16 protein-coding genes are annotated in these 13,660 nt (G+C 66.1%); 5 read left to right on the top strand and 11 right to left on the bottom strand.

The window, feature by feature from the left end; translation table 11 throughout:
- The first annotated feature begins 2 nt into the window (after positions 1–2).
- A complete protein-coding gene (gene pgeF, locus E4K09_RS08585) occupies positions 3–770 on the top strand; it encodes a peptidoglycan editing factor PgeF (protein ID WP_134496328.1) in 768 nt (255 codons plus the stop codon).
- On the opposite strand, the gene E4K09_RS08580 is transcribed toward pgeF, so the two are convergent.
- On the bottom strand, positions 760–1,518 hold the full coding sequence (locus tag E4K09_RS08580) for an SDR family oxidoreductase (RefSeq protein ID WP_134496327.1): 759 nt from the start codon (positions 1,516–1,518) through the stop codon (positions 760–762). The genes pgeF and E4K09_RS08580 overlap by 11 nt on opposite strands.
- Before the next feature lie 294 nt (positions 1,519–1,812).
- On the opposite strand from E4K09_RS08580, the gene E4K09_RS08575 reads away from it, so the two are divergent.
- Positions 1,813–2,547 (top strand): outer membrane protein, encoded by a 735-nt coding sequence (locus E4K09_RS08575; protein WP_134496326.1) that lies wholly within the window; start codon positions 1,813–1,815, stop codon positions 2,545–2,547.
- 59 nt (positions 2,548–2,606) lie between these two features.
- Here the strand turns inward: E4K09_RS08575 and E4K09_RS08570 are convergent, their stop codons facing one another.
- The 10 genes from E4K09_RS08570 to uvrC all read right to left on the bottom strand — a co-directional run bounded on the left by E4K09_RS08570 (position 2,607) and on the right by uvrC (position 10,630).
- On the bottom strand, positions 2,607–3,212 hold the full coding sequence (locus E4K09_RS08570) for a glutathione S-transferase (protein ID WP_134496601.1): 606 nt from the start codon (positions 3,210–3,212) through the stop codon (positions 2,607–2,609).
- Positions 3,213–3,287: 75 nt separating this feature from the next.
- Positions 3,288–4,136, bottom strand: a complete 849-nt coding sequence (locus E4K09_RS08565; protein WP_134496325.1) for a 23S rRNA (adenine(2030)-N(6))-methyltransferase RlmJ — start codon at positions 4,134–4,136, stop codon at positions 3,288–3,290.
- 72 nt (positions 4,137–4,208) lie between these two features.
- On the bottom strand, positions 4,209–4,871 hold the full coding sequence (locus E4K09_RS08560; protein WP_204985705.1) for a ribonuclease T2 family protein: 663 nt from the start codon (positions 4,869–4,871) through the stop codon (positions 4,209–4,211).
- The gene (locus tag E4K09_RS29750; RefSeq protein ID WP_244610422.1) at positions 4,868–5,215 is read right to left on the bottom strand and encodes a hypothetical protein; all 348 of its coding nucleotides are present in this window, start codon (positions 5,213–5,215) and stop codon (positions 4,868–4,870) included. The genes E4K09_RS08560 and E4K09_RS29750 overlap by 4 nt, the downstream gene beginning before the upstream one ends.
- 189 nt (positions 5,216–5,404) lie before the next feature.
- The gene (locus E4K09_RS08555; RefSeq protein ID WP_244610421.1) at positions 5,405–6,322 is read right to left on the bottom strand and encodes an extensin-like domain-containing protein; all 918 of its coding nucleotides are present in this window, start codon (positions 6,320–6,322) and stop codon (positions 5,405–5,407) included.
- Positions 6,323–6,899: 577 nt separating this feature from the next.
- Positions 6,900–7,136 (bottom strand): hypothetical protein, encoded by a 237-nt coding sequence (locus tag E4K09_RS08550; RefSeq protein ID WP_134496322.1) that lies wholly within the window; start codon positions 7,134–7,136, stop codon positions 6,900–6,902.
- 68 nt (positions 7,137–7,204) lie between these two features.
- Positions 7,205–7,657, bottom strand: coding sequence for a molybdenum cofactor biosynthesis protein MoaE (locus tag E4K09_RS08545; protein ID WP_134496321.1), 453 nt, complete (start codon positions 7,655–7,657; stop codon positions 7,205–7,207).
- 30 nt (positions 7,658–7,687) lie between these two features.
- The gene (moaD, locus tag E4K09_RS08540) at positions 7,688–7,939 is read right to left on the bottom strand and encodes a molybdopterin converting factor subunit 1 (protein ID WP_134496320.1); all 252 of its coding nucleotides are present in this window, start codon (positions 7,937–7,939) and stop codon (positions 7,688–7,690) included.
- 4 nt (positions 7,940–7,943) lie between these two features.
- A complete protein-coding gene (pgsA, locus tag E4K09_RS08535) occupies positions 7,944–8,522 on the bottom strand; it encodes a CDP-diacylglycerol--glycerol-3-phosphate 3-phosphatidyltransferase (RefSeq protein ID WP_244610420.1) in 579 nt (192 codons plus the stop codon).
- Positions 8,523–8,614: 92 nt separating this feature from the next.
- On the bottom strand, positions 8,615–10,630 hold the full coding sequence (uvrC, locus tag E4K09_RS08530) for an excinuclease ABC subunit UvrC (RefSeq protein WP_134496318.1): 2,016 nt from the start codon (positions 10,628–10,630) through the stop codon (positions 8,615–8,617).
- 157 nt (positions 10,631–10,787) lie between these two features.
- Here uvrC and E4K09_RS08525 point away from each other — a divergent pair, with 157 nt between their 5' ends.
- From E4K09_RS08525 to E4K09_RS08515, 3 genes are all read left to right on the top strand, one after another.
- A complete protein-coding gene (locus E4K09_RS08525) occupies positions 10,788–11,948 on the top strand; it encodes a benzoate/H(+) symporter BenE family transporter (RefSeq protein WP_134496317.1) in 1,161 nt (386 codons plus the stop codon).
- Positions 11,949–12,010: 62 nt separating this feature from the next.
- Entirely contained in the window at positions 12,011–12,526 is a 516-nt protein-coding gene (locus tag E4K09_RS08520) for a hypothetical protein (protein ID WP_134496316.1), read from the top strand.
- 152 nt (positions 12,527–12,678) lie between these two features.
- Entirely contained in the window at positions 12,679–13,611 is a 933-nt protein-coding gene (locus tag E4K09_RS08515; RefSeq protein ID WP_134496315.1) for a ribose-phosphate pyrophosphokinase, read from the top strand.
- Positions 13,612–13,660 lie beyond the last annotated feature (49 nt).

Raw genomic sequence — 13,660 nt, 5'->3', positions numbered from 1 at the left:
CCATGCTCATCCAAGCTCCCGCCCTCGCCTCCCTGCCGACGATCCGCCACGCCTTCTTCACGCGTCAGGGCGGGGTGTCGGAGGGCCTCTACGCCTCCCTCAACGGCGGCATCGGCTCCTCGGACGAACCGGAGCGGGTGAGGGAAAACCGCCGGCGAATGGCGGAGACTCTGGACGTCGCGCCGGAGGCGCTGATCAGCGTCTACCAGGTGCATTCGCCGGATGCGGTCCTCGTGGAAGGTCCGTGGGGGCCCGAGCGCCCCAAGGCCGACGCCATGGTCACGAAGGTGCCGGGCCTGGCGCTGGCCATCACCACGGCGGATTGCGGCCCGGTGCTGTTCGCGGACCCGCAGGGCGGCGTCATCGGCGCGGCCCATGCCGGCTGGCGCGGAGCCGTGACGGGCGTTCTCGAATCCACCCTTCAGGCCATGGAGCGCCTCGGTGCGGAGCGCAGCCGGACGGTCGCGGTGCTGGGCCCGACGATCAGCCAGGCGGCCTACGAGGTCGGCCCCGACTTCGTCCAGCGCTTCGCCGAGGAAGCCCCCGGGCACGAACGCTTTCTCCGTCCCGCGGAGAAGCCGGGCCACGCCATGTTCGATCTGCCGGGCTTCATCGGCGCCCGCCTGAAGGCGGCGGGCATTGGCAGCTTCACCGATCTCGCGCTCTGCACCTATTCCGATGAGGAGCGGTTCTTCAGCTATCGCCGCACCACCCATCGCAAGGAGCCCGATTACGGCCGGCTGATCTCGGCGATCGCCCTCACTCCTTGATGCCTGCCACGTCGGGCGTCTCCCAGGCGAGATGCTGACCGCCGTCGACGGCGATCATCTGGCCCGTGACGCTGCGCGCCCCCGCGAGATAGACCACCGCCTCGGCGATCTCCTCCGGCGTGCCGCCGCGGCCGAGGAGCACGGCGCGGGCCTGCTTGCCGAAATCCTCCTCGCCCTGACGCTCATTCGCCAATGTGGGACCGGGACCGATGGCGTTCACGCGGATGCGTGGCGCGAGCGCCTGGGCCATGGTCTGCGTCGCCGTGAACAGGGCCGCCTTCGTCAGCGTGTAGGAGAAGAATTGCGGCGTGACCTTCCAGACCCGCTGGTCGACGATGTTGACGATGGAGCCTTCGCGGTCGGAGGGCAGCTGACGCGAGAAGTCGCGCGCCAGGAAGGCGGGCGCACGCAGGTTCACGGCGAAGTGCCTGTCCCAGCGATCCTGCGAGAGGGTCTCGACCTCGTCCGGTTCGAACTCCGATGCGTTGTTGACGAGCAGCGTCAATGGATGCCCGAGGGCGGCGGCTGCATCACCCACCAGACGGTCGACCGCGGACGCATCGGCAAGATCGCCGCGCACGACGGCGGCCCGGCCGCCCGCCGCTTCGATCCGGGAGACCATCTCCTCCGCCACATCCGTGGACCGGCGGCAGTGGATCGCAACACCGTAACACTCTCGCGCGAGCCGCTCGACGATGCTCCGTCCGATTCTCTTCGCTCCCCCCGTGACAAGCGCAGCCTTCATCATCGCCCACCTCTTGAAATGCTAGCACGTAACGCTATTTGGCGGCTTCGCCAAAAAAATGACATTTTTCGACGGCCGCCGTGAACTTACTGCCAAGTTGCGCGTTGTGGAGTCCAGCGAGGCCATAAGGGGAATTCAAACCACATCGCCACATTGCCGCCACAGTGCCTTTTGGGATTGTGGTTGTCATGTCACAGCCCTCGTGCGGTTGTCGCTCTATAAATGGATAGTGCCCCGCTCGAACCAGGTATCCCCTCGGCTCGCGCGGAGTATGACATCGATAAGGAAAGAGAAACCATGAAGAAGATTCTTCTCGCCAGCGTCGCTCTGTTCGGCTTCGCCGGTGCTGCTTCGGCTGCGGACCTGCCCATGCGCTCCGCTCCTCCGGCTCCGATCGTGGCGGCTGCCCCGATCTTCACCTGGACCGGATTCTACGTCGGTGGTCAGGTTGGCTATGGCTGGAATACCGGCGACAACGACTTCGCCGTTCCGGCTGGCGTCACGGTCGACGGCGTTCCGTTCACCGGCTTCGGCGGGGACGACGGCGACGGCTTCCTGGCCGGTGTCCATGCTGGCTACAACTACCAGATCGGCTCGTTCGTGGTCGGTCTCGAGGGCGACATCGAAGGCGTCTTCGGCGATGACGACGATGATTTCGACGGCGTGTTCGAAGACGATGCTGGTAATCCCATCGTCGTGTCGATTCCGGGCACCTCCATCGACTGGCAGGGCTCGATCCGCGCTCGCGCCGGCTTCGCGTTCGATCGCGCTTTGATCTACGCAACCGGTGGTTTCGCCTTCGCGGGCCTGTCTGACGGCATCGGCGACGCCGATGACGACACGCTGACCGGCTGGACGCTGGGCGCTGGTCTCGAGTACGCCTTCACCAACAACCTGACGACCCGCCTCGAGTACCGCTACACCAGCTTCGACGGCGACAACATCGTGTTCGACGGTGAGGACGTGGGCGAGAGCGAAGTCGACTTCCACACGGTTCGCGTGGGCCTGAGCTACAAGTTCGGCACCTACTAAGATCCGTCGCATCCGCGACAGAAAAGGCCCGGGGAAACCCGGGCCTTTTTTCGTTCCCCTTACGCGGTGACCTTGGTCTTGGCGAAAGCCGGGACGCGGGCCTCGAAATCGGCGAGCCATGCCACGAGCTTGGGATGGGTCTCGCGCCAGCGGCCGGCGAACCGCAGGTCGAGATAACCGAGCGCGCAGGCCAGGGCGACATGGCCGATATGCAGATCGGCGGCCGGCGTCGAGAGATGCGCCTCCGCATAGGCCAGCCCGCGCTCCACCTTGCCGGCCTGATGGTCGACCCATTTGGGCTCGTGCCTCTCCTCCGGGCGGAAGCGGCCCTCGTAGACCTGCAGCAGCGCCGCATCCATGATGCCGTCGGACAGCGCCTGCTCGCGCAGGGCCGTGAACCGGGCCTCGCCCGCCGGGAACAGGCGTCCGCCCCCCGCCAGGAAATCGAGATACTCCACGATCACGCGGGAATCGTAGAGCGCTTCGCCGTTCTCCAGCACCAGCGCGGGGATCTTCCCCAGCGGGTTCTGCTGACGGATGCTGTCCTCGGGGCTCATCGTATCCGTAGCGACGATCTGGAGGCGGTCGGTGAGACCGAGGAGAGAAGCGGCGATCTTGACCTTGCGGCCGAAGGGCGATGCAGGAGAGGAGCGAAGAACGAGCATGAAAGGGGTCCTGTCGAGGATGCGCCTGGGAACGGCTGCCTTCATGCCCTCTCCAGGCCGAGGCGGCAATCCGCCTTATGCAGGAGGCCCGAAGGCGTCACAGCGATAGGCCCCATAGCCGCTGCGGGAAAGGCGCTCCGCGAGCGCAGGCAGAAGGGCTTCCGCCTCGTCCTTCAACGACCAGGGCGGATTGAGCACGAAAAGTCCGCTGCCGTTCAGGCGCGACGGATCGTTTGGGTCGTCCACATAGAGTTCGAGACGAAGGCCGGGGCGCGGGCTCTCGGCATGGAGGCGCCGGGCCACCGCGTCCACAGGCGCCACGTCCTTCACGGGGTACCAGCCTGCGTAAACGCCGGTCGGCCATTTCTTGAGCGCCGCCAGAAGCTCGGTGCCCAGCCGCTCCAGCTCGCCGGTCTTTTCGTAAGGCGGATCGATCAGCACGAGGCCGCGCTTCTCCTTCGGGGGAATGAGCGCGTGAAGGGCCGTCCACCCGTCGAGATGCATCACCTTGAGGTTCGACACCGCGTTGAAGGCCTCGTTCAGCACCGCGTGATCGGCGGGATGCAGCTCGACGAAGACGCCGCGATCCTGACGCCGCAGCAATTCCCGAACGATGCCGGGCGAGCCCGGGTAGATGGTTTCGCCGTGCCGCGTACGCACATCGGCGATCACCTTGCGGTAAGGCGTCAGGATCGCCTCGACCTCCCCCGGAAAAGGCTCGTCGAGGCGCCCGATTCCCTCGACCCATTCCCCCGTCCGCTCAGCCTCTTCGGCGGCCAGGTCGTAGAGACCGATGCCCGCATGGGTGTCGATGACCCGCAGCGGCGTCTCCTTGCGCTGCAGATAGACGAGGATCCGCACCAGGAGCGCGTGTTTCATGACATCGGCGAAGTTGCCGGCGTGAAAGGCATGGCGGTAATTCATTTCTTCAATCCTAGCGCATCGTCCCGGAAACGGCATGCGTCGCGGGAGCCACCGTCGCTCCCGCCCGATGCTTCAACGCATCGCCGGGACCGCGATTTCACCCGCCCGACATCCGTCCCGGTCGACCTCCGGGCACTGGCGGAAGCCGCGCAGGTCCTTGTCGAGGCAGATCCGAACCTCCTGAAAGATGCGGCGTCCGCAGGACACGGCCATCATGTCGGCGCGCAGACCCGGGTTCAGGCTGATGAACGCCCGCTCGATCTCGCTCGGGAGAACCATCGAGCGGTCGTGGAGCGCCTTGAAGCTGTCGGGAATGCGCACCAGGTCCCGGGCGCGCTGAACGGCCTTGAAATAGCCGCTGGGGCTTTCGCCCGAGCAGCTTCCGTGCTTGCGCCACTGGTAGCGGGCGAGGTTGTCGTCCGGGAAGAGGCCCGAAATTTCCCTGACCGCCGCGCTCGGAACGAAACGCCCGCTCGGCTCGCAGAAGCTGGGATACCCCTGCTCCATCTGGGGCCAGAGCCCATGCACCGTGAATCCGAAACCGCTTCCGCTGTCGCATTGCCGGCTTTTCCGGCCACTGGCTTCGCAATAGCCCGGCGCCCAGGACAGGGCGAGAACGTAGAAATCGAAGCGCCCCATGGGGGCTCCCCTCACCTCGCGCGGCGACTGGGCCGCGCAAGGGACGATCAGCAGGAGGCAGGCGCCCGCCAGGGCAGCGCAGCGCCTCAGGATCAAGGCGCGGCCTGCTTGCAATGGGGCGCGTAGGCGTAATGGCGGTCGAAGCCGTCGACGCAGGCCTCGGTTCCCCAGCCGATGCCGATGAAGCCGAGATCCTCGCGGATGGAGAAGTTCACCTTGTGCCGGTAACCGTCGGATACGATGGCCGTGCCGGTGCAGTAGCGGCGGGGGATGTAGTCGAGGCCCCAGGGACGCCATGCGACCTGCTCGATCCGCTCGAAACCCAGGATCTTGAGGTCGGAGTTCCAGAAACGACGCTCCGTGGTCTCGAATCGTGAGGCGATGTTGCCGAGAACTGCCGGATCGGAGCAGGCTGGCAAACCGGCATCGTAGCCTCTCAAGGAAAGCTCGTGCGACCTCTCCCGCCGCTCAGCCGGGGTTATCTCGCGAGCAAGCACGGGTGCGCTCACCACCAGGCAAGAGATAAGAGCCGCCAGCCACTTCATTTTCACTGCTCCAACAGGTCGACAGATTGACGTCTGTTTGACCATGTGGGCGGCGGCCCCGAAGGTCAAGGCTCCGCTTGCGCTTTAATAGGCGGCGTGTCCGTTGAGCACCAGGGGCTGCCCTGCGGACGAGCGCCCAGGCCCCGGTGGTGCATAGGTCTGCCGAGGCGGCCGCGCGCTTGGCTGCGCAGGATAGCCGCCGTATCCGGGCGGCGGCGGAGGCGTGTAGACGTCGGCAGCCCCGTAGCCGGAAGAGCGCTGGACCGGCGGCGCCACGGGAGCGGAGACCAGGGGCGGCGCCATGGGCGCGTCCAGCGACGAATCGGAGGCATATCCGGCTGCGGCGCTCTCCACGGGCAGGTCCTGCTCCAACTCCGCGGACGGCAGGTCGCCTTGAGCGCTCACGCTCTGGAGGATCTGGCGGCTCTGCTCCGGGTCGATCCGAGGCGTGAACTTGATGATCGGCTTGCAGATGCGGCGGGTGCCGCGCGGATCGTGTCGGGCCAGATCGATGTGGAAATGGTCGTAATGGAAGGCGTCGGAGCCCGGGCCCAGCACCGTCGTGAAGTACCGGCAGGCGCCCACGAACACCTCGCGGAGGAAGTCCTGCTCGACGGGGTCTCCCCTCCAGCCCGTGGCCACCTTGATTTCGCGCCCGTCGGCCAGCCGGAAGGCCATCACGTCGAACGCATTGCCGAAGGAATGCTCGGAGAGCTTGGCGCCGCGCTGACTGTTGCGCGGGCGGCAGGAATAGGAGCCCGCCCTCAGGTCGACGACCGGAGCGCCGAAATACATGACGGCGGCGGGCTTCACGATCTCGTCCAGCCAGGTATCGATGCGCGGGATGATCGGACAGGCCAGGGTCACCTTGGAGGTCAGGCCCACCGCACCATTGTTGAAGGCGGCGACCTTGAAGGGATAATCCATGCCGCAGACGCCGGGACCGTCGATCTTGGACGAGAGAGCCATATAGGCGGACGGCTGCACGACGCGCTGCGCCATGCAAGCCTCTTCGGCCTGCGCACGCCAGGGCTCGCGCTGTTCGAACCGGAACAGCCCGCAACCGCTCAAACCGAACCCGACAAGGGACAGGGCCGCAAACGCAACTAACACACGACGCATGGGCCGAGCGTACCGGGTTTCCGGTAAACATCAGGTCAACGGCCTCCTTCAAGGTTCCCTTGCCCTGCCCCCACCCCGGCCCGGTTCCGCAAATCGCCTCCACGGCCAGAAAACTTTTTGTCGCAGGGAGCCAGCGAACCGCCCTCAACAAACTCAATGGGTTAACTGATCGTTAACCATTTTGGCGCATCGTTTTGGTCTTTACCCCCTCGCCCGGGCCTTTTCAGGGGTGCTCCATCCTGATAGTCTCCCTCTCCATTCAGACAGGGGGTCTGTCATGAACATGACGTCGAATTTCGATTTGGCCTGTAAGCTCAACATCGCTGCGGCCTGTCTTTCCTTCTCGTTCATTTGCGCGACCGTCGCCGGCCTTCTTTAAAGGCGACACCAGCCGTCCGACGGCTGGAACAACCGAGCTTCGTTACCCTGACAGCGCTGCCGTTTCCGGCGGCGTTTTTCATGCCTCCGGGCACGGCCTCGGCGTGATGCTCCAGGACATCACGTTGATCTCCATCCGGCATTGCGCGAGCCTGGGACCGTCGGACGTCTTCAGGCAGATGGTCTCCCCTGGAGCGAACGTCCTTCCTTCGGCGCGGCAGTAGCAGTCGAGAGAGCTATGGCCCGGAGCTTGCACATGCTGGGCCCCGGCGGGCGTGCCGGCCAGGAGCGCGAGAAAGACCAAGACGTTGGGCATGAACGCCTCCGCTCGTCGTTCAGGCGGCATGGTCCTCCTGCGAGCAGAGCAGGTCAAGGGGCAACGGATCAGCCCCACCGCTCCGTGGCGGCATCGTCGCTCTCCTTCGCCTCGACCCAGGCGCCGGCCGTGCCGTCCTTCAGATGCTCCCTCTTCCAGAACGGAGCCCGGGTCTTCAGGTAGTCCATCATGAATTCGGCGGCCTCGAAAGCCGCCCGGCGGTGGGCGCTCGCCGCCAGGACGAGCACGATGGGCTCCCCCGGGCGGATGAGGCCGTGGCGATGGATGACGGTGAGGCCTGAGAGGGACCATCGGGCCTGCGCCTCCCCGGCGATCCGGGCGATCTCGGCCTCGGCCATGCCGGGATAATGCTCGAGCTCCAGGGCGGACAGCCGGCCTCCCTCGTCCCGGCAGAAGCCCGTGAAGGCCACCGTCGCGCCCACGTCGCCCCGCCCGCCCGTCAGGACTGCCGTTTCGGCGGCGGGGTCGAAGGGCTCGGCCTGGATGCGGATGGTCGCCATGAAACCTCTGTAGATCCCTTTGCCGACCCGTTAACCGCCGGTCATGGGCGGGAAGAAGGCGATCTCCCGCGCACCGGCGATCGAGGCTTCAGGCTTCACGTGCACATGGTCGACGGCGGCGCGGACGACGGCCTCGTTCTCGAAGGCATATTCGTATTCCTCGCCCTTGCTCTTCAGCCAGCGCACGAGATCGGCGATGGTAGCGATGCCGTCGGGCAGGTCGAGGGTCTCCTCGGTCTTGCCGACCCGCTCGCGCACCCAGGCGAAATAGACGAGCTTCATCGGATCAGTCCTTGTCGACGAGATGCTTGATGCCGGTCTTGAGATAATCCCACCCCGTATAGATTGTCAGCAGGGCAGAGATCCACAGAAGGACGCGTCCGATCAGGATGGTGCCAGGCAGCACCGTCTCGCCCGCAGGTCCCGCGATCAGGAAGCCGAGGGAGAGAAGCTGGAAGGTGGTCTTCCACTTGGCGACCCGGCTCACCGGCACGCCCACCTTCAGCTCCGCCAGGAATTCGCGCAGGCCGGACACCAGGATCTCGCGGCAGAGAATGACGAGGGCCGCCCAGATGTCCCAGCTGTGGATCGTTCTGTCGGCGACCAGCATGAGCAGGCAGGCCGCCACTAGGAGCTTGTCGGCGATCGGGTCCAGCATGCGACCCAGGGCCGATTGCTGCGAGAACGTGCGGGCGATGTAGCCGTCGAAGTAATCGGTGATCGCCGCCAGGGCGAAAACGGCGAGAGCGAACCAGCGCGACCAGTGATCCTCGGGCCAGAACATCAGGCCGACGACCGCCGGCACGGCCACCAGCCGGCCATAGGTCAACAGGTTGGCGAGATTGAAGGCTGAGGATCGGCGCATGGTACGTGCTGTGCTCATGGGACAGGCAGGAAGCACGCCTCGGCGCGGTCCGTCAACCGAGGGGTAGCCCACAATGCCGTCATCGGTGTCCTTTACCCCCGCTCATGGAAGAAATCGTAGACGGCGCGCGCCGTGGCGGCGTTCACGCCGGGGGCTTTCATGAGGTCCTCCAGGGCCGCGCGCTGGATCGCCTTCACGGTTCCGAAATGGTGCAGCAGCGCCCGCTTGCGGGTGGGGCCGATGCCGGGGATCTCGTCGAGCGGGTTCTTGACCATCTCGCGCTTGCGCTTGGCCCGGTGGCTGCCGATGGCGAAGCGGTGCGCCTCGTCGCGCAGGCGCTGGACGAAGTAGAGCGCCGGATCGCGGGGCGGGAGCTTGAACGGGGGCTGGCCCACCTTGAAGAAGGTCTCGCGGCCCGCGTCCCGGTCGCGCCCCTTGGCGATGCCCACGAGGGTCACGTCGTCCTCGCCCACGCCGACCTCCGCCAAAGCCTGGCGGGCGGCTTCGAGCTGCCCCTTGCCGCCGTCGATCAGGACGAGATCGGGCCATGCGGGAAACCCGTCGTCGGAGCCGGACGCCCGGTCCGCCTCGGGCTGACCGGGCGTTCTCGGCTCCTCCTTCACCAGCCGCGCGAAGCGCCGCTGCAGCATCTCGCGCATCATGCCGTAATCATCGCCGGGCTTCAGGTCCTCCGACTTCATGTTGAACGTGCGGTAATGCTGCTTCATGAAGCCGTTCGCGCCGGCCACCACCATGGCGCCCACCGCGTTGGTGCCCATGATGTGGGAATTGTCGTAGACCTCTACGCGCCTGGGCGCACGGTTCATGGCGAAGGCCTGGCCCAGGGAGATGAGGAGTTTCTGCTGCGAAGCCGTGTCCGCGAGACGCCGGCCGAGCGCCTCCTTGGCGTTGCGCAGAACGTAGTCGATGAGCTGACGGCGCTCGCCGCGCTGCGGCGTGTGGATCTCGACGCGCGTCTCGCCTTTCGTCGAGAGCGCTGCCGCCATCAGCTCCGCATCCTCGATCTCGTGGGAGAGCAGGATCAGGCGCGGCGCGGGCTTGTCGTCGTAGAACTGCGCCAGGAAGGAGCCGAGCACCTCGTCGGGCGTCATGGACTTGTCGGCCTTCGGAAAATAGGCCCGGTTGCCCCAGTTCTGCCAGTTGCGGAAGAAGAACACCTCGACGCAGAACTGCCCCGCCTGCTCGTCGAGGGCGAACACGTCGGCCTCTTCCACCGATTGCGTGTTGATGCCCTGCACGCCCTGGATCGCCGAGAGCGCAGCCAGCCGGTCGCGGCAGCGCGCTGCACGCTCGAACTCGAGCTCCTCCGCCGCAAGCTGCATCTCCTCGGTGATGCGCTGCTTCACGGCATTCGACTTGCCTGACAGGAAGGCGCGGGCCTCGTCCACCAGGGACGCGTATTCCTCGGGCGGGATCTCGTTGGTGCACGGGCCCGAGCAGCGCTTGATCTGGAACAGCAGGCAGGGCCGCGTGCGGTTCTCGAAATAGCTGTCGTTGCACGAGCGCAGGAGAAACGCGCGCTGCAGGGCGTTGATGGTGCGGTTGACGGCCCACACGCTGGCGAAGGGGCCGTAGTAATCGCCCTTCCGCTTGCGCGCGCCGCGATGCTTCACGAGCTGCGGGGCCGCATGATCGGCGGTGAGCAGGATGTAGGGCAGAGACTTGTCGTCCCGCAGAAGCACGTTGTAGCGGGGCTTGAGCTGCTTGATGAGGTTGGCCTCCAGCAGCAGAGCCTCGGTCTCGGTCGCCGTGGTGACGAACTCCATGGAGGAGGTCTCGCCGATCATGCGGGCGATGCGGTTGGAATGGGCCTGGCCCCGCGCATAGGAGCCGACGCGGTTCTTCAGGCTCTTGGCCTTGCCGACATAGAGCACGTCGCCCTTCGCATCGAGCATGCGGTAGACGCCCGGCGCGTTGGGCAGCGTCGTCCAGAACCGGCGGATGACCTCCGTGCCCCGCTGGACGGAGCTGGGATTCGCCTCCAGGTCGAACTCGACATCCGAGCCGCTTTCCAGCGCTACGGCGTCGTTATCCTCCTCGTTGTCCAGGATGTCCGGCGGAACGTCGTTATAGGTGTTGCGACTCATGGAGGAGATTTAAGCGTTGCCCGCCCTCGAGGAAAGTGCGGCCAAAGCATCGGCCGAAAAAGTGGAATCGACTTTTCGGCCAAACGATGCGCCAGCGAACTGGCATGGGTGAGCCATTCGGGATAAACGGCTAAGCCTGCCATACCGGGAGCCTCCCATGCGCCTGTCGATCATCTCATCTGCCGTCGTCGCGGCCCTTGTGGGCTTCGGCAGCACGATCGCCATCATCATCGCGGCAGCCCAGGCCGTGGGAGCGGATGCGGCGCAGACGTCGTCCTGGGTCGCGGCCCTGTGCCTGTCCATGGCCGCCACGAGCGGCTTTCTCAGCGTGCGCTACCGCATGCCGGTGGTCACCGCCTGGTCGACGCCCGGCGCCGCGCTGATCGCGGCCTCCAGCGGCATTTCCATTCATGCAGCCGTCGGCTGCTTTCTGCTGGCCGGCCTTCTCATCGTGCTGGCGGCTTTCATCAAGCCGTTCGGACGATTGATCGAGAGGATTCCGACCGCGATCGCCGCCGCCATGCTGGCCGGCGTCCTGATCCGCTTCGTGATGGCCGTGTTCGAAAGCGCCCAGGGAGCGCCCGGTCTCGTTCTGCCGCTGGTGGGCCTGTTCCTCGTGGCCCGGCTGTTCAACCCCGCGCTCGCGGTGCTGGCTGTGCTCTTCGTGGGCCTCGGCATTGCCTTCGGGGGCGGGCTGGCCCATCCACTGTCGTCCGATCTCAGCCTCTCGACCCTTACCTTCATCGCGCCAACCTTCGAGCCGACGGCCCTCGTCGGCCTCGGCCTGCCCCTGTTCCTGGTGACGATGGCCTCCCAGAACCTGCCGGGCTTCGCCGTGCTGCGCGCCTCCGGCTATGCGCCCCCGACCCGTCCGATCCTGGCCGTCACGGGCCTTGCCTCCATGATCACGGCCCTGTTCGGGGCCCATACCAGCAACCTGGCGGCGATCTCCGCCGCCATCTGCACCGGGCCGGATACCCATCCTGACCCGGGCAGGCGCTGGATGGTCGGGCCGTTCTACACCCTGAGCTACCTGGCCTTCGCGGCCTTCAGCGCCGCGCTCATCGGCCTGATCGCCGCCCTGCCGCCGGAGCTCATCAAGACCGTGGCGGGCCTTGCCCTCATGGGCGCCTTCGCGGGCGCCCTGAGCTCGGCCCTCTCCGAGGAGGCCAAGCGGTTTCCCGCCGTGCTGACGCTCGCCGTCACGGCCTCGGGGATCACTCTCTCCGGCATCGGATCCGCCTTCTGGGGACTGGCCGCGGGCCTCGTGGCGCTCGCCCTGGAGGCCACCTTCCTGCGCCTGCGCAAGCTCGGCTGATCTGGACGGCGCCTCCCGTTACGGTTAACATTTCGTCAACAGAACGAAGAACGGGAGCCTTCATGGCCGGGACGAAACGTTGGGGGCAGCCTGCCGCGCTTGTGATGACGATGGCTGTGGCGATGGTTCTTGTCGCCTGCCAGGGCTCCCTCATGAGCGGCTCGCCCGAGGGCGTGCCGGTCGCCGTGGAGAGCATCGACGGCGCTCCTGCCCCGGTCCAGACCGCCCTTCTCGGGGAGCTTGCGACGGCCGCCTCCGAGCGCAAGGTCGAGCTTGTGGGCTCCAGCGACGACGCCCGCTACCGGGTCCGCGGCTATATCTCCACCGTTACGGAAGACGGGGAGACCAAGGTTTCCTATGTCTGGGACGTCTTCGATGCCCAGAAGCGGCGCGCCAAGCGGCTCGAGGGATCCCGGCCCGTCGCATTGGCCTCCGGCTCGATCTCGACCCTCGACAAGGGAACCCTCGCCAAGCTCGCCCAGTCCAGCATGGACGAGATCGCCGAATTCCTGAGCGCCTCGAAATCCATCAAAACCGCCGAGGTTGCGGACGAGATTGCCCCCGTCGCCGTGCAGTGACCGCATAGCCGTCATCGCGATTGCGGCACTTTAAGCAGCACGACTCGTATTGTGACGGTTTCATATCGCTGCTAAGAGCCTTGCGCCTGACCGCGCATCCGTGTCGACATGCGCAGCGGGCTCACAGGTCACTCAAAGCTAAAGTTGCTTGCATGAAGCTCGTTGCGGGAAATTCCAATCGTCCGCTGGCCGAGGCCATCTCCACCTATCTCAATGTCCCGCTCGCCAGGGCCCAGGTGAAGCGTTTCGCGGACATGGAGGTGTTCGTCGAAATCCAGGAGAATGTGCGCGGCGAGGACGTGTTCATCATCCAGTCGACGTCGTTTCCCACGAACGATCACCTGATGGAGCTCCTGATCATCACCGATGCGCTCCGCCGCGCCTCCGCGCGCCGCATCACAGCGGTGATTCCCTATTTCGGCTATGCCCGCCAGGACCGCAAGCCCGCCGCCCGTACGCCGATCTCGGCCAAGCTGGTGGCGAACCTTATCGCTCACGCAGGCGTCGACCGCGTGCTGACGCTGGACCTTCACGCCGGGCAGATCCAGGGCTTCTTCGATATCCCGACCGACAACCTGTTCGCGGCCCCGACCCTCGCCCGCGACATCAAGGAACGGCTCGAGGGCGGTAACCGCATGGTGGTGTCCCCCGACGTGGGCGGCGTGGTGCGCGCCCGCGCGCTCGCCAAGCGCATCGATGCGCCGCTCGCCATCGTGGACAAGCGTCGCGAGCGCCCCGGCGAGTCGGAGGTCATGAACATCATCGGCGACGTGTCCGGCCGCTCCTGCATCCTGGTCGACGACATCGTGGATTCCGGCGGCACGCTGGTGAACGCAGCCGAGGCCCTCCTCAAGAACGGCGCCAAAGAGGTCTACGCCTATATTACCCACGGCGTGCTCTCGGGTGGGGCGGTATCGCGCATCGCCAGCTCCAAGCTCAAGGAGCTGGTCATCTCCGATTCCATCATGCCGACCGAGGCCGTGAAGGTGGCCCACAACATCCGGGTCCTCTCCATCGCCCCCCTCATGGGCGAAGCCATCGGCCGCACGGCGACCGAGAGCTCCGTGTCGAGCCTGTTCGACTGACCCAAGACGACGCGGTCATGGCATGATGGTCGTGGCCGCGCATCGCCGA

Source organism: Microvirga pakistanensis (genome assembly GCF_004458765.1).
In the GTDB taxonomy this organism is placed as follows: Bacteria; Pseudomonadota; Alphaproteobacteria; order Rhizobiales; family Beijerinckiaceae; genus Microvirga; species Microvirga pakistanensis.
This window is presented reverse-complemented; position numbering and strand designations above follow the sequence as displayed.